Source organism: Citrobacter sp. CK206, assembly GCF_030333125.1.
Classification (GTDB): Bacteria; Pseudomonadota; Gammaproteobacteria; order Enterobacterales; family Enterobacteriaceae; genus Citrobacter_B; species Citrobacter_B koseri.
The window spans coordinates 792,181-810,969 of the sequence record NZ_JAOWGM010000030.1; the positions used below are offsets into that span (position 1 = coordinate 792,181).

Here is an 18,789-nt window from a genome sequence, read left to right on the forward strand (position 1 = left end):
GTATAACAGAGCTGAATGTGCGGCGTCAGGCAGAAAGACGAAATCGCGCCACCGCGTTCAGAAGCTGATGAGATTCATGATGCAGTTGCAGCGATGACGCCGATGCGGTATTCACCAGGCTGCTGGTCTCTTGCGCCGCACGGTTAAGCGCCTGTAGCTGCCCCGTCATCTGGTGGATGCTGTCCCCCTGACTTAACGTGGCGCCAGAGATGTCATTCAACAGTATGCCCAGATTGTCTACTAACGAAATCACCTGCTGTAAATTTTCTTCCAGCCGGTTAACCGCATGTGAACCCTCCTCGATTCCCTGCAAGGAGTGGTGGATAAGTTCCTGTATGTTCTGCGTGGACTGACTGCTTTTACGGGCCAGCAGCCCCACTTCTTTTGCCACCACGGCAAATCCGCGACCTTGTTCTCCGGCATGGGCCGCTTCGATAGCCGCGTTCAGCGCCAGGATATTGGTCTGGAACGCGACGCTGTCAATCAGAGAGATGATCCCGCGCATTTCTGACGATCGCTCAACAATCGCCTGCATCGAACGGTTAACAGTTTCCATCATACGATCGCCGCCAGCCGCTACCTGACGCGCCTCGGCTGCACGTTGATTAGCCAGTCTGGCAAAGCCGCTATTGTCCTCGACATGCGTTTCCAGAAACGAGATATGCGAGGTGACACTACTTAACTCTTCGCTCTGTTTCGCCGATTGCTGATAAAGCTGTTTGTTGCTCTGCGCAAGCTGATCGATGTTGCCGACCATTGCGGTGGTGGCATCGCTCACCTGCTGCACCAGCTGCCTCAGCCCCTGTTGCATCGCATCAATGCGTGAACTAAGTTGCGCGACCTCGCGGTTAAACCCGCTCACCTTCGGCATTGGTTCGGACAGATCGCCTGCGGCCAGAATATTAATATGGGCGATCAGGCGGCGCAGCGGAGAAATAACCCAGCGAGACATGCCGCTCCAGACCAGCAGGGCAATCACCACCAGCACAAACGGGATGAACAAAAAGAGGTGCTGCAACCCTTCCAGGCTGGCAATCAGCTGCTGCCTGCCACCCTCTGTCTGACGCCCACTCTCTTGCTGAAAGCGGGCATAGTTTTCATTGAAATCTGTCTGAAACGCCTGAACAGGAACAGCAAAGAACGCGTCGATGGCGTTAGTCTGGCTCAGACCATCCGCCTGTTCCTGAATACCGCTATAAAAACGCTGATAACTCTCAATCAGGCCGTCGTCTTTATGAGGGGCCATTGCAAGCCAGGCATCCCAGGCCGTTTTTGACTCTACCAGCGCCTGCTGAGCTTCATCCATCAACGGGCGCCAGCTGCCTTCTGATCCCGTTGCGGCATCCTGCATAAAGTAAACGCCCGCCCGGTTCAGCAGATCGCTTGCGGACAACAGCGCTACCCTCGCCTCATCCACCTTCGTTTGTTGCAGCAGTGCCTGCTGGTTACGTTGTTCGTTACGCTGAGCGTCTCGCACGGAAAACGACAGCATCAGGGATGACGCAACCTGCAAAATAGAAAACAGCGCGATAATGCAAAATATTCCCGTTAACAGACCAAACTGGCGGGGAGTGAAACGACGAATTAAGCCTCGAAAAATTTGCGTTAAGTTCATGATATTCTTCTGTATCAATGCGTTATGCGCGAGTGTACGGAGAGAAAATGACAGAACTATTGCAGTAATGTGACATGGCGCCTCAAGAAGACGCCGGAATGATCACAGACGGTTTTTCCAGACAGTTTGTACGTTGCAAAACTCATGCAGGCCAAAATGGGAGAGCTCGCGACCAAAGCCGCTTTTCTTCACGCCGCCAAATGCCACACGCGGATCGCTGGCGCTGTATCCATTGATAAACACCCCGCCGCATTCCAGGCGCGATGCCATCTCCTGAGCCAGTGCATCACGCGCAGTGAACAGCGTCGCCGACAACCCAAAGTCGCTGTCATTGGCCAGTTGCAGGGCATGTTCAGTATTCTTCGCCACGGTAATCGCCGCCACGGGTCCAAACAACTCCTGACGAAACGCCGTCATCTCAGGCGTCACATCGCCCAGCACCGTCACGGCATAATAGTTGCTTTCCCCGGCGAGCTTTTCACCGCCCAGTAATAAACGCGCGCCTTCTGCTATTGATGCCTCCACTTGCTGATGCAGCTCATCCCGTAGATCAAAACGCGCCATAGGACCGAGATCGTTCTCTTCCGCCAGCGGATCGCCCATTTTCAGTGCGCTGGCGGCGGCAACAAACCGTTCAGTAAATTCCCCGGCAATCCCCTCTTCAACAATAAAGCGCTTCGCCGCCGCGCATACCTGCCCGGTATTTTGATAGCGACCGGCGACAGCGGCTTTAACAGCCAGATCCAGATCGGCATCGTTAAGAACGATAAACGGATCGGAACCGCCCAGTTCAAGCACGCATTTTTTCAGCGCAGCCCCGGCCTGCGCACCAATCGCGGCCCCGGCACGCACGCTGCCCGTTACCGTCACGGCGGCAATACGGGGATCGTTAATCATCTGGCTAACGCCGTCGTTACTGGCATTTACCCAGCCATAAACGCCCGCCGGAATATCGGCATCGGCGAAGATCTGCGCAATACGTTCAGCGCAACCGATCACATTCGGCGCATGTTTTAGTAAATAGCCGTTACCCGCCAGCAGGATGGGAATCGCCCCACGTAATACCTGCCAGAGCGGAAAGTTCCACGGCATGACCGCCAGTATTGTCCCCAGCGGACGATATGCAATCACCGCCTGCTGATTTTCCACCAGCGTCGGTTCCGGGTTAAGCATCGCGGGGCCATGTTCTGCATACCAGTCACAGAGCGCCGCAGATTTCGCCACCTCGGCGCGCGCCTGCCGGATCGGTTTTCCCATCTCACGGGAAATACTGTGCGCCATCTCTTCTGTACGGTTACGCAGCGCTTGCCCGATATCGCGAAGTTTCTGCGCCCGGTATGCCACCGTCGTGCGTTTCCATTCCTCAAATCCACGGGCAGCCAGAGTAAGTGCATTTTCAATATCATCAGCGCTGGCCCACGGCATCATCGCCAGCGTTTCACCGGTTGTCGGGTCCACGGAAATCGCATGTGTAGCAGGTGTCATCGTCATCGGTTTGTCTCTCTACGTTGCGGGATATGCCTGCATAATGGGCGCATTTACTCTTTCTGAAAAATGAATAATATTAAGCACTGCGTTCACAAAAAGAGAAAACTATGGATCTGACTCAGCTGGAAATGTTCAATGCCGTGGCCGAAACCGGCAGTATTACGCAGGCGGCGGCGAAGGTGCATCGCGTCCCGTCGAACCTCACTACGCGAATCCGCCAGCTTGAGGCCGATCTTGGCGTGGATCTGTTTATTCGTGAAAGTCAGCGGCTGCGCCTTTCTCCCGCCGGACATAACTTTCTGCGCTACAGCCAGCAGATCCTGGCGCTGGTTGATGAAGCGCGAATGGTGGTCGCCGGTGATGAACCTCAGGGACTGTTTTCACTCGGCGCGCTGGAAAGCACCGCTGCGGTACGCATCCCGGCCACGCTTGCCGGGTACAATCAGCGTTACCCCAAAATCCAGTTCGCCCTCTCTACCGGGCCTTCCGGGACAATGCTCGAAGGCGTTCTGGAAGGCAGACTTAACGCAGCGTTTGTTGATGGCCCGATTACTCATCCGGGTCTTGAAGGTATGCCGGTATACCGTGAAGAGATGATGATTGTCGCCCCTCATGGGCATTCCCCCGTACGGCGGGCAAAAGACGTGAATGGCAGCAATATCTACGCCTTTCGCGCAAACTGCTCTTATCGCCGTCACTTTGAAAGCTGGTTTCATGCCGATCGCGCGATGCCCGGCACCATTCATGAAATGGAGTCGTACCACGGCATGCTGGCGTGCGTTATCGCCGGAGCGGGCATCGCGCTGATCCCTCGTACCATGCTGGAAAGTATGCCCGGGCATCATCAGGTTGAAGCCTGGCCGTTGAGCGAAGAGTGGCGATGGCTGGACACCTGGCTTGTGTGGCGTCGCGGGGCAATGACCCGTCAACTGGACGCGTTTATCGCCCTGCTGAATCCGTCCTCGCAGCCATAGCATTATCCTATGGGTTTGGGGCTACGCCTGCCGGGAGAAGCGTTTTATACTGCGCAAGACGAAAACGGATATGGAACAGTCATGAACACCAAAGCGCGTAAAGTGATGATCATTGGGGCAGGTAATGTTGGCGCATCAGCAGCTCACGCTCTGCTCAATCAGAATATTTGTGAAGAACTGATTCTGGTCGATTTGAACAGAGATCGTTCGGAAGGCCATGCTTTGGATCTCGCCGACGCAGCGGCCTACATGCCGGGGATGATGACCATTTCCACCCGGGAGGCGCGTGAATGCGCCGATGTCGATATCGCCGTGATTACCGTTTCCGGCGGCGCATTAAAACCAGGGCAAACACGGCTTGATGAGCTGAACAACACTGCGCGGATTGTACAAAAGATCGTGCCGGAAATGATGGATGGCGGCTTTAACGGCATCTTTCTTATCGCCACCAATCCTTGCGATATCATTACCTGGCAGGTATGGACGCTATCAGGCCTGCCGCGCAGCCAGGTAATCGGCACTGGCGTCTGGCTGGACACCACCCGTTTGCGGCGCGCGCTGGCGCAGGAACTGGATATCGGCGCGCAAAGCATCGATGCCTTTATTCTGGGAGAGCATGGCGATACGCAATTCCCGGTCTGGTCCCACTCCTCCGTCTACGGTTCTCCGATTGCGGACGTTTATCAACGTCGTACGGGTAAAATCCTGGACGTCGAGGCGATGGCGGAAAAAGTGCGCAAACATGGGTTTGAAATCTATAACCGCAAAGGCTGCACTGAATATGGTATTGCCGGAACCATTGCGGAAATTTGCCGGAACGTCTTCACCGGAAGCCATCGGGCGCTGGCCATCTCCTGCGTACTGGAGGGGGAATACGGCGTTGACGGCGTCGCCATCGGCGTACCGGCGGTGCTGACTCAAAGCGGTGTTCAACAAATTATCGAATTACAGTTAGCCGATGATGAGCTGGCGAAATTCAGATACTCCGCCGAAGTCATCAAAGCGAATATCGCAAAACTCCCCTGAATACGGTGTCCGGGATGATTTCCATACCCGGACGCCATTTCGTTTGTTTCATCAATCGGCTCACCAACGATAATGAGACATACATCACAAAATGATTGTATTTTCGCCAGCAAACGTTTTAAGATCGTGACCTCGCCTTTTCGCAACTAACCCGATTTACTCTTATGACAACAAACACTGTTTCCCGCAAGGTCGCGTGGCTACGGGTAGTTACGCTTGCTATTGCCGCTTTTATTTTCAATACCACAGAGTTTGTCCCTGTTGGCTTACTGTCGGACATCGCCCGGAGTTTTGCTATGCCGACCGCGCAGGTCGGGATTATGCTGACGATCTATGCCTGGGTTGTGGCGCTGATGTCGTTGCCCTTTATGTTGCTGACCAGCCAGGTTGAGCGGCGTAAATTGCTAATCTGCCTGTTTGTTCTCTTCATTGCCAGCCATGTGCTCTCCTTCCTGGCATGGAATTTTACCGTGCTGGTGATCAGCCGCATCGGGATCGCGTTTGCACACGCCGTCTTCTGGTCTATTACCGCTTCGCTGGCCATTCGCCTTGCGCCGCCAGGCAAACGTGCGCAGGCACTGAGTCTGATCGCCACCGGAACCGCGCTGGCGATGGTACTGGGGCTGCCTATCGGGCGTATCGTTGGTCAATACTTCGGCTGGCGAACAACGTTCTTCGCCATTGGTATAGGGGCGTTAATCACGCTGGTATGCCTGATCAAACTGCTGCCGAAATTGCCCAGCGAACATTCTGGGTCACTAAAAAGTCTGCCGCTGCTGTTCCGTCGCCCGGCGCTAATGAGTATTTATTTACTGACGGTCGTGGTGGTCACCGCACACTATACGGCATACAGCTATATTGAACCGTTTGTACAAACGGTGGCGGGTCTGAGCGCAAACTTTGCCACGGTATTACTGCTGATCCTCGGCGGCGCCGGGATTATCGGCAGCGTGGTATTCGGCAAACTGGGTAATCAGTACGCCTCGCCGCTTATCAGCATTGCCATTATGCTGCTGGTGATTTGCCTGATGCTCCTGCTGCCCGCAGCAGACAGCGAAAGCCATCTTGCCGTGCTGAGTATTTTCTGGGGCATCGCCATTATGGTGATAGGCCTGGGGATGCAGGTGAAAGTCCTGGCGCTGGCGCCGGACGCCACCGATGTGGCAATGGCGCTGTTCTCAGGCATTTTTAATATTGGCATTGGGGCTGGCGCATTGGTGGGGAATCAGGTGAGTTTACACTGGTCGATGTCCACTATTGGCTACGTTGGCGCAGTGCCAGCCCTGGCGGCGCTGGTGTGGTCGATCATTATCTTTCGCCGCTGGCCTGTTTCACTGGAAGAACAGCCGCAGCATTGAAGTAAAGCCCCAATAAAATGACTTTTTTATAAAGGGCCAGAGCAGGTAAGTTCTGGCCCTTTACTCGTTTCTTATCAATGTTACTTAATGAACGATAAGATCAGTTGCAATGATGCAACGATGAACTCAAGAACCACAATAATCGTGCTTAAGATATTCACCACGCTTTCTTCCTCTTAAAGAGGAATGCGATTACTCCGGCTTAGCCTCTCCTTGCCCGTCCACCGAAGATCAAGTGTGTTAAGTTTGGTTTATCGCATTCCTGGCCCAGGCGCTCGCAGATACCACCCCGTAAGCCAGGACTTAGAAACTTTTTCTGCACAGGAGCAAAAGCCAGTAAAACGATAATCAACACACCTGTGCAGTATAACTCTCCCCGAAAAACGCATCAACACAATGATTTTTATACATTAATTCACATGGCGTATATAAAAACATAAATAATTCAGCACCGAATATAAGACGGCTTAGCGATGTAATCATTAACGGTTAGATTTGTATGATGGCCTGATGTGGCGTAAGATAATGCGCGTGTTAAGTTTGGTTTATCGCACTTTTTATAAGTGCTGAAGCCTTTCCTGAATCAATGACTGGCTTCAAAAATAAAAACCACCGCTACCAACGGTGGTTTTTATTTTTTTCAGGGCAACACATGTCACTTAATGGTAAGTCTTAATAATTTCCAGCACGCCGTTAATGATAAACTGCACGCCCATACAGACCAGTAAGAAGCCCATCAGCCGGGAAATAGCTTCAATTCCCCCCTTGCCGACCAGGCGCATAATCGCCCCTGAGCTGCGCAGAGAACCCCACAGAATCACTGACACCGCCAGAAAAATAAGCGGTGGCGCCACCAGAATAACCCAGCCGGGAAAATCGACGCCGTGACGTACGGTAGAGGCCGAACTGATGATCATCGCGATCGTCCCCGGCCCTGCGGTGCTCGGCATCGCCAGCGGAACAAAAGCGATATTGGCGGAAGGCTCATCCTCCAGCTCTTCTGACTTGCTTTTCGCCTCCGGCGATTCGTGCGCCTTCTGCTGCGGGAACAACATCCGAAAGCCGATAAAGGCGACAATCAGCCCACCCGCAATGCGCAAACCGGGGATGGAAATTCCAAAGGTGTTCATCACCAGTTGACCGGCGTAATACGCAACCATCATGATGGCGAACACATACACGGAGGCCATCAGCGACTGACGGTTACGCTCCGCGCTGTTCATATTACCGGCCAGGCCTAAAAACAACGCCACCGTGGTTAGCGGGTTCGCCAAAGGCAGCAGGACAACCAGCCCAAGCCCTATCGCTTTAAACAAATCCATCATAATGCCATCTCTTCCCCATCAAGCTCGTTGTAAGCGGCAAGTATAAAGGGAAAACGCGGCGTTTCGCCATTAAGCATTCATTATGCCGAATAAGCATAACCAGTAATTATTATTAATAAATTACCCCGTGATGCAGCCCCTGCACTGACGCGTTTTAGCAAATCGTGGCATCCCCTTATTCATTCGATTGACTTATATTTGCCTGGGCAATAGTATCTGCCGTGACTAACTACTTGCCGGGGCAACCATTGTGAAAAGCACCAGTGACCTATTCAACGAAATCATCCCGCTGGGTCGCTTGATCTACATGGTCAATCAGAAAAAAGATCGTCTGTTGAACGACTATCTGTCGCCGCTGGATATCACCGCATCGCAGTTTAAGGTGCTCTGTTCTATCCGTTGCGCGGTATGCATTACCCCGGTCGAGCTGAAGAAAGTGCTGTCTGTCGATCTCGGCGCATTGACGCGCATGCTTGATCGGCTGGTCTGTAAAGGCTGGATCGAAAGACTGCCAAATCCACATGACAAACGCGGCGTGCTGGTGAAGCTCACCGAACACGGCGCGGCAATTTGTGAGCAATGTCATCAGTTAGTAGGACAAGACCTGCACCAGGAACTAACAAAAAACTTAACGGCGGATGAAGTGGCAACACTTGAGCTTTTGCTTAAGAAAATCCTGCCGTAAACAGAAAGAGGTATGACGATGTCCAGACGCAATACTGACGCTATTACCATTCATAGCATTTTGGACTGGATCGAAGATAACCTGGAATCGCCGCTCTCACTGGAAAAAGTGTCAGAGCGTTCAGGTTACTCCAAATGGCACCTGCAACGGATGTTTAAAAAAGAGACCGGTCACTCATTAGGCCAGTACATCCGCAGTCGCAAAATGACTGAAATAGCCCAGAAATTAAAAGAAAGTAACGAACCGATCCTGTACCTGGCGGAACGTTATGGCTTTGAGTCACAGCAGACGCTGACCCGGACATTTAAAAACTATTTCGACGTTCCACCGCATAAGTACCGTATTACCAATATGCATGGCGAATCCCGGTATTTGCATCCACTCAACCATTGTAATTGCTAATCGCCTGTTAATGACGTAATCGAGGAAATCATGAAATCTCTGTCTTCCGCAATGCTGGCTGTGCTGTTTGTCGTCTCTGGCCCAAGCATTGCGGAGCAAACCGCACAACCTGGAACACAAAATGATCGCGATGCGATGGTCATGCCGTCTGCGCATGATCAGTCGCCATTCGATTTCAATCATATGGGTGCGGGAAGCGATAAATCCGACGAATTAGGCGTGCCGTATTACAACGGACACAGCCTGTAATTCGTTTTTGCCCCGCCACTGCGGGGCTTTTTTTATCCCCTTACCTGCGCCGTTTTGCGCAGCCGAAAACCAAACACGTTGATGTACAAACCCGCCATAATCAGCACCGCGCCAAGAAACTGTAACCCGGTAAGCGTCTCATTAAGCAACACGGCCGCGCTGGCCAACCCCACGACCGGCACCAGCAAAGACAGCGGCGCCACGCGCCAGGTTTCATAGCGTCCGAGCAACGTTCCCCAGATCCCGTAACCGACAATCGTGGCGACAAACGCCAGATACACCAGCGATAAAATCGTCGTCATATCAATCGCGATCAGGCTCTGAACCATCTGCGCAGAACCGTCCAGAATCAAAGAGGCCAGAAAGAAAGGAATAATCGGGATCAGCGCACTCCAGACCACCAGCGACATCACCGCCGGGCGACTGGCATGTTGCATGATCTTCTTATTGAAAATATTCCCGCACGCCCAGCAGAACGCCGCCGCCAGCGTTAACATAAACCCGAGCATCGCAATATGTTGCCCATTGAGGCTGGCTTCTATCAGCAGCAGAACGCCAAACACCGCCAGCGCGATACCGGCCACCTGTTTGCCCTGCAAGCGCTCGCCGAACGCAAACGCGCCCAGTACGATGGTAAAAAACGCCTGCGCCTGTAGCACCAGTGACGCCAGCCCGGCAGGCATTCCGAATTTAATCGCACAAAAGAGAAACGCGAATTGACCAAAACTGATGGTCAGGCCGTAGCCGAGTAACAGCGACAGCGGGATTTTCGGGCGCGCAACGAAGAAGATGGCCGGAAACGCGACCAGCAAAAAACGTAATCCCGCCAGCATCAGCGGCGGCATATTGTGCAGCCCGACTTTGATGACGACAAAGTTAAGCCCCCACACCACCACGACCAGTAACGCCAATAACCCGTCTTTACGCGACATACCACGGCCCCTGCAAATATTAAATTTTTGTAAACAAGTTAAGTTAACGGAAATCATCGCCCCGGAACAGATCATTAATTCAGGTAGGGCGGGACGAGCACTTTCGAACAACATCCCGGGTATACATCACACTTTTGCCGTGCTATTGCTTTAAATCACCAATAAATATAATGAAACGCATTGTCGGGCAGGAAAATGAACACAACGCTGAGACGCTCCACCCTCGCTTTACTCGCCTCATCACTGTTATTGACCATTGGGCGCGGCGCCACGCTTCCGTTCATGACGATCTATCTTAACCGCCAGTACGATCTGAGCGTCGATCTGATCGGCTATGCCATGACGGTAGCGTTAACCATCGGCGTGATTTTCAGCCTGGGTTTCGGCATCCTCGCGGATAAGTTCGATAAAAAGCGCTATATGCTTCTGGCAATTTCGGCGTTCTTGCTGGGCTTTATCGCCATCCCCCTGGTACACAGCGTCACGCTGGTGGTGCTGCTTTTCGCCCTGATAAACTGCGCCTACTCCGTCTTTGCCACCGTGTTGAAAGCCTGGTTTGCCGACAATCTTTCCGCCACAACCAGGAGCAAAATATTTTCCCTCAACTATACCGTGCTCAATATTGGCTGGACCGTCGGGCCGCCGCTTGGCACCCTGCTGGTCATGCAAAGCATCAACCTGCCGTTCTGGCTTGCAGCCATTTGCTCTGCTTTCCCGCTGGTGTTTATCCAGACCTGGGTGAAGCGCACAGAGACGCCCGTTGAAGGAACAACGGCGTCAGTCTGGTCGCCATCGGTGCTGTTACGCGATAAAGCCCTGCTCTGGTTTACCCTGTCGGCCTTCCTGGCGTCATTTGTTAGCGGCGCGTTCGCTTCATGTATTTCCCAGTATGTCATGGTCGTCGCGAACGGTAATTTTGCCGAAAAAGTGGTGGCTGTCGTACTCCCCGTCAACGCGGCGATTGTTGTCAGCCTGCAATATGCCGTAGGCCGTCGGTTAACGACCGCAAATATCAGACCCTCGATGGCGGCCGGCACAATCTGTTTCGTGGCTGGGCTGGTTGGTTTTATGATTTCAGGAAACAGCCTGCTGCTCTGGGGGCTCTCTGCCGCCGTATTTACCATTGGCGAGGTTATTTACGCCCCGGGCGAATATATGCTGATCGATAACATTGCTCCGGCGGGGATGAAAGCAAGCTACTTCTCAGCGCAGTCGCTTGGCTGGCTCGGCGCGGCGGTCAACCCGCTGGTCAGCGGCGTGATCCTCACCACCTTGCCCGCCTGGACCCTGTTTGCGGTGCTGATCGTCGCGATTATTCTTGCCTGGGCGCTGATGCTAAAAGGGATGCGGGCCAGACCCTGGGGGCAGCCCGCAATGTGCTGACGGCACGCCAGACTGTGCCGGATAACGTCCGGTACAGTCCCGGAACTCAGATCGCGACCAGACCGCGGACGCCCTCCGCTTCCATATTCTCGCCCCTGCCGCTCTGAATAATGCTTCCCCGCGACATCAATAAGTAGTGATCCGCCAGTTGGGCGGCAAAATCATAGAACTGCTCCACCAGCAAAATCGCCATATCCCCCTGACGCGCCAGATGTGAAATCACCTGCCCAATCTCTTTGATCACCGACGGCTGTATCCCTTCGGTCGGTTCATCCAGAATTAACAGCTGAGGACGGCAGGCCAGCGCCCGGCCAATTGCCAGCTGCTGCTGTTGCCCCCCGGAGAGATCGCCCCCTCGCCGGTGCTTCATCTCTTTAAGCACCGGAAAAAGCGCGTAAATATCATCCGGCACCTGTTTTGCATCGCGGGCGGAAAAACGCGACAGCCCCAACAGCAGGTTTTCCTCTACCGTCAGGCGAGGAAAAATCTCCCGCCCTTGCGGCACATAGGCGACACCGGCCCGCACGCGCTGATGCGGTTTACGCTGGGTGATGTTCTTCCCCTGCCAGATCACATTGCCGGTGCGTGCCGGGATTAACCCCATCAGACACTTCAGTAAGGTGGTTTTTCCCACGCCGTTACGCCCAAGCAAACAGGTTACTTCGCCAATGCGGGCCTCAAAACTTACCCCGCGCAGGATATGACTGCCGCCGTAATATTGATTCAGTTCATTCACCTGTAACATCCGTCCTCCCTATCGCCCGAGGTAAACTTCAATAACCTGTTCATTGGCCTGGACGTCGCGCAGGCTCCCTTCCGCCAGCACGCGCCCCTGATGCAAAACGGTAACATGGTCGGCAATGGTTTCGACAAACCCCATGTCATGCTCCACCACCATCAGCGAGTGTTTCCCCGCCAGAGTGCGAAACAGCTCAGCGGTATACTCCGTTTCCGCGTCCGTCATCCCCGCCGCAGGTTCATCCAGCAACAGCAGGTGCGGCTCCTGTACCAGCAGCATACCGATTTCCAGAAACTGCTTTTGTCCGTGCGAAAGCAGCCCGGCGCGACGCCCACGCTCCGCGCCCAGGCGCAATAGCCCGAGCATCTCGTCAATGCGATCCCGCTGCTCGCCCGAGAGGCGCGCTCTTAACGTGGCCCAGACGGATTTATCCTCTTTCATCGCCAGTTCCAGATTCTCCTCCACCGTCAGGGCCTCAAACACGGTCGGTTTCTGAAATTTACGCCCAATGCCCTGGCGGGCAATCGCAATAGGATCGAGCGAAGTTAAGTCCGTGGACTGATCGTAAATCGCGCGTCCGCTTTGCGGCCGGGTTTTACCGGTAATCACATCCATTAAGGTGGTTTTTCCGGCGCCATTAGGGCCAATAACGCAGCGCAATTCCCCTACGCCAATGTTCAGGGTTAAATCCGTCAGCGCCTGGAAGCCGTCAAAATTGACGTTGATCCCTTCCAGTTGCAGAACCGGGTCTGTTTGATCGCGAAAACGATCCCCCGGCAACTGGCGGGTAAAAAGTCCGTCATCCGGTTGCATCATTTTTCTCCTTTGCGAAACAGACCAATGACGCCGCGCGGTAAAAACAGCGTAACGCCAATAAAGATCAGGCCGAGAAACAGCTGCCAGTACTCCGGCATAATCACCGTAAACAGACTTTTAGCGCCGTTCACCAGCACTGCGCCAAACACCGGGCCAATTAAGGTGCCGCGCCCGCCCAGCGCGACCCAGATAGCCGCTTCAATAGAGTTGGTCGGCGACATTTCGCTGGGGTTAATGATGCCGACCTGAGGAACGTACAGGGCGCCCGCCAGACCGCACAGAACAGCGGAGAGCGTCCATACCAGCAGTTTGAAGCCACGTGGATCGTACCCACAAAACATCAGGCGATTTTCCGCATCGCGCACGGCGGTCAGAACGCGGCCAAACTTACTGCGCGCAAGGAGATACCCCAGCCACAGCGCCAGCACCAGTAATATGACGGTCGCGAGAAACAGCGCAACGCGCGTGGAGGTCGCCGCAACAGGAAAGCTCAGCAACGTGGTAAACCCCGTAAACCCATTATTGCCGCCAAACCCAGTTTCGTTACGGAAAAACAGCAGCATGCCTGCGAACGTCAGCGCCTGGGTCATAATGGAAAAATAGACGCCTTTGATTTTTGAGCGAAAGGCAAAATAGCCGAACACCAGCGCCAACAGTCCCGGAACCAGCACGACCAGCAGCATCGCCCAGGCGAAGTGCTGCGTTCCCCACCAGAACCACGGTAATTCACTCCAGGAGAGGAAAGACATAAACGCGGGAAGTCCGTCGCCAGAGGCCTGACGCATCAGATACATTCCCATCGCATACCCGCCCAGCGCGAAGAAAATACCGTGCCCCAGCGACAGCATTCCGGCATAACCCCACACCAGATCCAGCGCCACAGCGACAATGGCGTAACAGAGGATCTTCCCGGCCAGCGTTAACACCCAGACCGGAACAGCCAGCGGGTGTTCCGCAGGCAGCAGCGCCAGAAAAGGCAGAATCAGCAGCACCGCCAGCAGGCAAAGGCCAAAAACCCGGACAGTACGCGGCGCTCTACGCGCCAGTGTTAATGTCATTGGCATGGTCATTAATCAATAACCCTCCCTTTCAGCGCAAACAATCCCTGAGGCCGTTTCTGGATAAACAGAACGATCGCAATCAGAATGACGATTTTGCCCAGCACCGCGCCCATTTGCGGTTCCAGAATCTTATTGAAGATACCCAACCCAAATGCGGCGGCCACGCTCCCCGCCAGTTGTCCGACGCCACCGAGCACCACCACTAAAAATGAATCAATAATGTATCCCTGACCCAGTTCCGGCCCGACGTTGCCCAGTTGCGACAAGGCCACGCCGCCCAATCCAGCGATCCCCGACCCGAGGCCAAACGCCAGCATGTCCACGCGCCCCGTCGGCACGCCGCAACACGCCGCCATACTGCGGTTCTGCGTTACCGCGCGAACGCGCATCCCGAGGCGGGTTTTATTCAGCAATAGCCAGGTGAAAAACAGCACCAGCATGGCGAACCCCAGCACCACGATACGGTTCCAGGGCAACGTCAGGTTGGCATAGACCTGCACCCCGCCAGAAAGCCACGCAGGGTTGGCAACCTCCAGGTTTTGCGCGCCAAAGGTCATGCGTACCAGTTGGATCAGCATCAGGCTAATCCCCCAGGTCGCCAGCAGCGTTTCGAGAGGACGACCATAAAGATGGCGAATAATGCCGCGCTCCAGCGCCATTCCAGTTCCGGCAGCGATCAGGAAGGCAACCGGCAACGCCACAACGGGATAAAACGCCAGCCACTGTGGCATGAACTGCCCCATAAACTGCTGAACCATCCATGTGCTGTACGCGCCAAGCATCAGCATTTCACCGTGCGCCATATTGATTACGCCCAGTAATCCATAGGTGATCGCCAGCCCCAGGGCCGCCAGCAGCAGAATCGATCCCAGCGACAGCCCCATAAATGCCTGCCCCAGGAGATCGCCAATCACCATCCGCTGCGCGATTGCGTTCAGGCTTTCTGTCGCGGCCTCGCGAACACGCGCATCCGGTTCATGTTCAGCATCCGTAAAGGGTTGCAGGCGTGATTGCGTTTCCGGGTCGCCCGACTGCCCCAGTAAGACAATCGCCTGACGCCGGACGTCAGCGGAAGGACTCACCAGTTGCAGGTTAGCCTGCGCAATCTCCAGACGTGATGTCACTTCGCTTTCCGTTTCCTGCGCCAGCCGCTGCTGTAAAAGCGGCAGCATCGCGGGCGTGGCCTCCCGCTGTAACAGGCTGGCGGCAGCGGCTCTTTCCGTGACATTGTCACTTAATAGTTGATGCGTGGCTAACGCCCCGCTGACCAGATTTCGCAGACGGTTAGTCAGACGAACCTTTTTCAGTTCGCCATCGGGCGCGGCGACAGCGCCGAGCGGCAGAACCTGCGTACCCTGTCGAATGAAAGCGTGCTTTGCGCTATCAGTCAGCACATTCTCACGCGCTAATGCGTTCAACAAAGGCAAACGCTGCACCTCAGGCGTGATGGCCCATTGTTCTAATAACGTCGCCTGTTGCGCCCGGCTGGCGCCAACAAACACATCGGCATCGGTTGCCTGCACGATCCACGGCACCAGCCACGTCATTAGCAACACACCCCGAATAAAGCGCATGGCTTTCATGAAAGTGTTCTCCAGAATGTGCCCTCCCGCAGGAGGGCAAAAGATCAGTTGCTGGCGGTTTTAACAGGCTGGTCTGATTTTTTATCGTTACCGGCGATAAACGGGCTCCAGGGCTGGGCGCGAACCGGTTCGTCGGTTTGCCATACCACATTGAACTGGCCGTTATCTTCAATTTCGCCAATCATGACGGGTTTATGCAGATGGTGGTTGGTGGCGTCCATCGTCAGGGTGAAGCCAGACGGCGCAGCGAAGGATTGCCCCGCCATCGCCTCGCGGACTTTATCGACGTCGGTCGTACCGGCTTTTTCTACTGCCTGCGCCCACATATGCAGGCCCACATAGGTCGCTTCCATCGGATCGTTGGTCACGACGGTGTCGGCATTCGGCAGCTTATGCGCTTTGGCGTATGCCCGGTAATCCGCAACGAATTTCTGGTTAGTGGGGTTGTCGACAGATTCAAAATAGTTCCACGCCGCCAGGTTGCCCACCAGCGGTCTGGTATCGATACCGCGCAACTCCTCTTCACCGACCGAGAATGCCACGACCGGCACGTCTGTCGCTTTTATCCCCTGATTCGCCAGCTCTTTGTAGAACGGAACATTTGAGTCGCCGTTAATGGTGGAGACCACCGCCGTTTTGCCGCCCGCAGAGAATTTTTTGATATTGGCGACGATAGTCTGGTAATCGCTGTGTCCGAACGGGGTATACACCTCTTCAATATCTTTATCCTCGATGCCTTTGGCATGCAGCCAGGCGCGAAGGATCTTATTGGTGGTACGAGGATAGACATAATCGGTTCCCAGCAGGAAAAAGCGTTTCGCGCTGCCGCCGTCTTCACTCATCAGATACTCGACAGCCGGAATAGCCTGCTGATTTGGCGCTGCGCCGGTATAGAAAACATTCGGCGATAACTCTTCCCCTTCGTATTGCACAGGGTAAAACAGCAGCCCATTTAACTCTTCAAATACCGGCAACACCGATTTACGCGATACCGACGTCCAGCAGCCAAACACGACCGCGACTTTATCCTGGCTCAGCAGCTGACGCGATTTCTCTGCAAACAACGGCCAGTTTGAGGCCGGGTCAACCACCACCGGTTCCAGCTTTTTGCCCAGCACGCCGCCTTTAGCATTGATCTCATCAATCGTCATCAACGCCATATCTTTAAGCGGGGTTTCCGAAATGGCCATCGTGCCGGATAGCGAATGCATGATGCCGACCTTAATCGTATCGGCCGCCTGAACGCTAAAGCTCAGCCCCATCGCAACCACCGAGGCGGACAGTGCAAAGGCTTTTAATAATGTACGACGCTGCATAGTTTCACTCCTGAAATTAAGCTTGCTGGAAGTCCCGGTGCAACCGGACGGGCAAATGGTGCAAATTAAGGATGTTCAGAAGTGATAAGGCAAAATCGATGCCAGATTTTTAAATGTCTATAAATATCAATTTATTAACCGACAACGGGGCTGAAACAAGAAAATCGGAAACCACAAGGCGGGAAATACAACGAGGAAAATGATCCAGAATGAAACAGCGTTGCATTACGAATGTGCAACGCTGTGTAACAAAGAGAGGCAACTTACCAGACCTGACTGGCGATTTCGGTGATGAGGCGTACTTTGCCCCATTGTTGGGCTTCCGTCAGCGTATTCCCCTCTTCCGTGGAGGCAAATCCGCACTGTGGGCTAAGGCAGATCTGCTCTTTTGCGACATAGCGCTCTGCCTCCTGCAAGCGGGCTTTCACCCCTTCCGGGTTTTCCAGCTCGCCGTTTTTCGTGGTCACCAGTCCCAGAACCACCTGCTGACGTCCGGGCCGAACAAAGCGCAGCGGCGCGAAATCACCGGAGCGATCGTTATCATATTCCAGGAAAAACGCATCAACGTTCACCGTGCCGAACAACACTTCCGCCACCGGTTCATAGCCCCCTTCAGAGATCCACGTCGAACGGAAATTTCCCCTGCAAACATGCAGCCCGACCGTCAGATCGGCTGGTTTATCCTCCAGCGCACGGTTAATCACGCGGGCATAAATCTGCGCCAGCTCGTCAGGATCGTCACCCCACTCACGAATCTGCTGACGTTGCTGGTCGGAGCACAAGTAAGCCCAGACGGTGTCATCCAATTGCAGATAACGACAGCCAGCTTCATAAAAAGCATGAATCGCATCGCGCCAGGTGGTAGCCAAATCATCGAAATAAGCATCCAGATGCGGATAAACGGTAGCATCGATATCTTTGCGCCCGCCACGGAAATGCAGCACGCTGGGGGATGGAATGGTCATTTTGGGCTCGGCTGCACCGCTAATGCTTTTCAGATAGCGGAAGTCTTCCAGCATAGGGTGATCGCCAAACCCCAGTTTTCCGGTAACGCGCACGCCGTGCGCTTTTGTCTGCACGCCATTAAACTGGATCCCCTTCTCAGCGTCATAGCGTTCAACGCCTTGCAGTCCATCGAAGAAATCAAAATGCCACCAGGCGCGGCGAAACTCGCCATCCGTGACAACATGCAGCCCGCAGGCACACTGCTGTTCCACAACGGTGCGGATAGCGTCATCTTCCACCGCACGCAATTGTTGCGCCGTTATTTCACCGCGTGCAAATTGCAAACGAGCTTGTTTGATCGTGTCCGGGCGTAAAAAACTGCCGACGATGTCTGCGCGAAACGGGGCCTGTTGTTTTTGCATGTGATCTCCTCATTCACCCGGCATTAGTTGCCTGACGTGATAATTTATTATTTGAAGTTTAGACTTCTGGATGGCTATGCGTCTAAAAATGACATGCAACCTGCTCACTGACAACCGAGAAAAATTCATCACCCTTGAAATAAATTCACATTGCCTCATCGTTTTGTGACGCTTTTTCATAGTCTGAAATCCCGTACCGGAAAAATCCTGACGTTAACGTTGAAATAATCACCTAATTCAGCATTTGTTTAGATTTAATCTGCTACTATGGGTGCTCATGAGGTGAATTAAGGTAAGAGAGGAAACACACAAATAAAAGGAGGCATTATATGCTGGGTAATATGAACATTTTCATGGCCGTTCTGGGAATTATTTTATTTTCTGGTTTTCTGGCCGCGTATTTCAGCCATAAATGGGATGATTAATGAACGGAGATAGCTCCTCACCGACAAGGCCCCTTGTAGCGTAAC

The 18,789-nt window shown here is 53.9% G+C and carries 18 protein-coding genes; 8 read left to right on the plus strand and 10 right to left on the minus strand.

Annotated features, from left to right (window positions below):
* Positions 1–25 precede the first annotated feature (25 nt).
* Positions 26–1,615 carry a methyl-accepting chemotaxis protein gene (locus OGX81_RS20915; RefSeq protein ID WP_047457125.1) on the minus strand — a complete coding sequence of 530 codons (1,590 nt, stop codon included), beginning with the start codon at positions 1,613–1,615 and terminating at the stop codon, positions 26–28.
* 102 nt (positions 1,616–1,717) lie between these two features.
* Positions 1,718–3,106, minus strand: a complete 1,389-nt coding sequence (sad, locus tag OGX81_RS20920; RefSeq protein WP_104868675.1) for a succinate-semialdehyde dehydrogenase — start codon at positions 3,104–3,106, stop codon at positions 1,718–1,720.
* A gap of 104 nt (positions 3,107–3,210) precedes the next feature.
* Here sad and ptrR point away from each other — a divergent pair, with 104 nt between their 5' ends.
* From ptrR to OGX81_RS20935, 3 genes are all read left to right on the plus strand, one after another.
* On the plus strand, positions 3,211–4,077 hold the full coding sequence (ptrR, locus tag OGX81_RS20925) for a putrescine utilization regulator PtrR (RefSeq protein WP_047457132.1): 867 nt from the start codon (positions 3,211–3,213) through the stop codon (positions 4,075–4,077).
* A gap of 81 nt (positions 4,078–4,158) precedes the next feature.
* Positions 4,159–5,103: an L-lactate dehydrogenase gene (locus OGX81_RS20930; RefSeq protein ID WP_104868676.1), complete on the plus strand. Its 945-nt coding sequence runs from the start codon at positions 4,159–4,161 to the stop codon at positions 5,101–5,103.
* 164 nt (positions 5,104–5,267) lie between these two features.
* Positions 5,268–6,461, plus strand: a complete 1,194-nt coding sequence (locus OGX81_RS20935) for a sugar transporter (protein ID WP_012132421.1) — start codon at positions 5,268–5,270, stop codon at positions 6,459–6,461.
* A gap of 659 nt (positions 6,462–7,120) precedes the next feature.
* Here OGX81_RS20935 and OGX81_RS20940 read toward each other — a convergent pair.
* Positions 7,121–7,786, minus strand: a complete 666-nt coding sequence (locus tag OGX81_RS20940) for a MarC family NAAT transporter (RefSeq protein ID WP_012132423.1) — start codon at positions 7,784–7,786, stop codon at positions 7,121–7,123.
* Positions 7,787–8,036: 250 nt separating this feature from the next.
* Here OGX81_RS20940 and marR point away from each other — a divergent pair, with 250 nt between their 5' ends.
* Genes marR through marB form a run of 3 tightly spaced genes read left to right on the plus strand, consistent with a single transcriptional unit; the run spans position 8,037 to position 9,122 of the window.
* Positions 8,037–8,471 (plus strand): multiple antibiotic resistance transcriptional regulator MarR, encoded by a 435-nt coding sequence (gene marR, locus OGX81_RS20945; protein WP_012132424.1) that lies wholly within the window; start codon positions 8,037–8,039, stop codon positions 8,469–8,471.
* 18 nt (positions 8,472–8,489) lie between these two features.
* Positions 8,490–8,873: an MDR efflux pump AcrAB transcriptional activator MarA gene (gene marA, locus OGX81_RS20950; RefSeq protein WP_024130339.1), complete on the plus strand. Its 384-nt coding sequence runs from the start codon at positions 8,490–8,492 to the stop codon at positions 8,871–8,873.
* A gap of 30 nt (positions 8,874–8,903) precedes the next feature.
* Positions 8,904–9,122 carry a multiple antibiotic resistance protein MarB gene (gene marB / locus OGX81_RS20955; RefSeq protein WP_058669098.1) on the plus strand — a complete coding sequence of 73 codons (219 nt, stop codon included), beginning with the start codon at positions 8,904–8,906 and terminating at the stop codon, positions 9,120–9,122.
* 32 nt (positions 9,123–9,154) lie between these two features.
* Here marB and eamA read toward each other — a convergent pair whose 3' ends face one another.
* On the minus strand, positions 9,155–10,054 hold the full coding sequence (gene eamA / locus OGX81_RS20960; RefSeq protein WP_104868677.1) for an O-acetylserine/cysteine exporter: 900 nt from the start codon (positions 10,052–10,054) through the stop codon (positions 9,155–9,157).
* A 195-nt stretch (positions 10,055–10,249) separates the two neighbouring features.
* Between eamA and ydeE the strand changes: the two genes are divergently transcribed.
* Entirely contained in the window at positions 10,250–11,437 is a 1,188-nt protein-coding gene (gene ydeE / locus OGX81_RS20965) for an efflux MFS transporter YdeE (protein WP_104868678.1), read from the plus strand.
* A 46-nt stretch (positions 11,438–11,483) separates the two neighbouring features.
* On the opposite strand, the gene urtE is transcribed toward ydeE, so the two are convergent.
* The 6 genes from urtE to OGX81_RS20995 form a co-directional block, all read right to left on the minus strand.
* Entirely contained in the window at positions 11,484–12,182 is a 699-nt protein-coding gene (gene urtE, locus OGX81_RS20970) for an urea ABC transporter ATP-binding subunit UrtE (RefSeq protein WP_012132431.1), read from the minus strand.
* Positions 12,183–12,191: 9 nt separating this feature from the next.
* Positions 12,192–12,989 carry an urea ABC transporter ATP-binding protein UrtD gene (gene urtD / locus OGX81_RS20975; RefSeq protein WP_024130341.1) on the minus strand — a complete coding sequence of 266 codons (798 nt, stop codon included), beginning with the start codon at positions 12,987–12,989 and terminating at the stop codon, positions 12,192–12,194.
* The gene (urtC, locus tag OGX81_RS20980; protein ID WP_104868679.1) at positions 12,989–14,062 is read right to left on the minus strand and encodes an urea ABC transporter permease subunit UrtC; all 1,074 of its coding nucleotides are present in this window, start codon (positions 14,060–14,062) and stop codon (positions 12,989–12,991) included. Before urtC ends, urtD begins: the two co-directional genes overlap by 1 nt.
* Positions 14,062–15,636: an urea ABC transporter permease subunit UrtB gene (gene urtB, locus OGX81_RS20985; protein WP_104868680.1), complete on the minus strand. Its 1,575-nt coding sequence runs from the start codon at positions 15,634–15,636 to the stop codon at positions 14,062–14,064. The genes urtC and urtB overlap by 1 nt, the downstream gene beginning before the upstream one ends.
* 44 nt (positions 15,637–15,680) lie before the next feature.
* On the minus strand, positions 15,681–16,952 hold the full coding sequence (gene urtA / locus OGX81_RS20990) for an urea ABC transporter substrate-binding protein (RefSeq protein ID WP_104868681.1): 1,272 nt from the start codon (positions 16,950–16,952) through the stop codon (positions 15,681–15,683).
* Positions 16,953–17,215: 263 nt separating this feature from the next.
* Positions 17,216–18,319 carry a cobalamin-independent methionine synthase II family protein gene (locus OGX81_RS20995; protein ID WP_104868682.1) on the minus strand — a complete coding sequence of 368 codons (1,104 nt, stop codon included), beginning with the start codon at positions 18,317–18,319 and terminating at the stop codon, positions 17,216–17,218.
* 329 nt (positions 18,320–18,648) lie between these two features.
* On the opposite strand from OGX81_RS20995, the gene mgtS reads away from it, so the two are divergent.
* The gene (mgtS, locus tag OGX81_RS21000) at positions 18,649–18,744 is read left to right on the plus strand and encodes a protein MgtS (protein ID WP_000901362.1); all 96 of its coding nucleotides are present in this window, start codon (positions 18,649–18,651) and stop codon (positions 18,742–18,744) included.
* The last annotated feature ends 45 nt before the right edge of the window (positions 18,745–18,789 follow it).

Excerpts from the sequence above, each read along its gene's own strand:
- sad (WP_104868675.1), bottom strand. The coding sequence starts at position 3,106 with ATGACGATGACACCTGCTACACATGCGATTTCCGTGGACCCGACAACC.
- urtC (WP_104868679.1), bottom strand. The coding sequence starts at position 14,062 with ATGACCATGCCAATGACATTAACACTGGCGCGTAGAGCGCCGCGTACT.
- OGX81_RS20995 (WP_104868682.1), bottom strand. The coding sequence starts at position 18,319 with ATGCAAAAACAACAGGCCCCGTTTCGCGCAGACATCGTCGGCAGTTTT.
- OGX81_RS20935 (WP_012132421.1), top strand. The coding sequence starts at position 5,268 with ATGACAACAAACACTGTTTCCCGCAAGGTCGCGTGGCTACGGGTAGTT.
- urtE (WP_012132431.1), bottom strand. The coding sequence starts at position 12,182 with ATGTTACAGGTGAATGAACTGAATCAATATTACGGCGGCAGTCATATC.
- eamA (WP_104868677.1), bottom strand. The coding sequence starts at position 10,054 with ATGTCGCGTAAAGACGGGTTATTGGCGTTACTGGTCGTGGTGGTGTGG.
- mgtS (WP_000901362.1), top strand. The coding sequence starts at position 18,649 with ATGCTGGGTAATATGAACATTTTCATGGCCGTTCTGGGAATTATTTTA.
- OGX81_RS20930 (WP_104868676.1), top strand. The coding sequence starts at position 4,159 with ATGAACACCAAAGCGCGTAAAGTGATGATCATTGGGGCAGGTAATGTT.
- OGX81_RS20915 (WP_047457125.1), bottom strand. The coding sequence starts at position 1,615 with ATGAACTTAACGCAAATTTTTCGAGGCTTAATTCGTCGTTTCACTCCC.
- marB (WP_058669098.1), top strand. The coding sequence starts at position 8,904 with ATGAAATCTCTGTCTTCCGCAATGCTGGCTGTGCTGTTTGTCGTCTCT.
- OGX81_RS20940 (WP_012132423.1), bottom strand. The coding sequence starts at position 7,786 with ATGATGGATTTGTTTAAAGCGATAGGGCTTGGGCTGGTTGTCCTGCTG.
- ydeE (WP_104868678.1), top strand. The coding sequence starts at position 10,250 with ATGAACACAACGCTGAGACGCTCCACCCTCGCTTTACTCGCCTCATCA.
- urtB (WP_104868680.1), bottom strand. The coding sequence starts at position 15,636 with ATGAAAGCCATGCGCTTTATTCGGGGTGTGTTGCTAATGACGTGGCTG.
- marA (WP_024130339.1), top strand. The coding sequence starts at position 8,490 with ATGTCCAGACGCAATACTGACGCTATTACCATTCATAGCATTTTGGAC.
- urtA (WP_104868681.1), bottom strand. The coding sequence starts at position 16,952 with ATGCAGCGTCGTACATTATTAAAAGCCTTTGCACTGTCCGCCTCGGTG.
- urtD (WP_024130341.1), bottom strand. The coding sequence starts at position 12,989 with ATGCAACCGGATGACGGACTTTTTACCCGCCAGTTGCCGGGGGATCGT.
- ptrR (WP_047457132.1), top strand. The coding sequence starts at position 3,211 with ATGGATCTGACTCAGCTGGAAATGTTCAATGCCGTGGCCGAAACCGGC.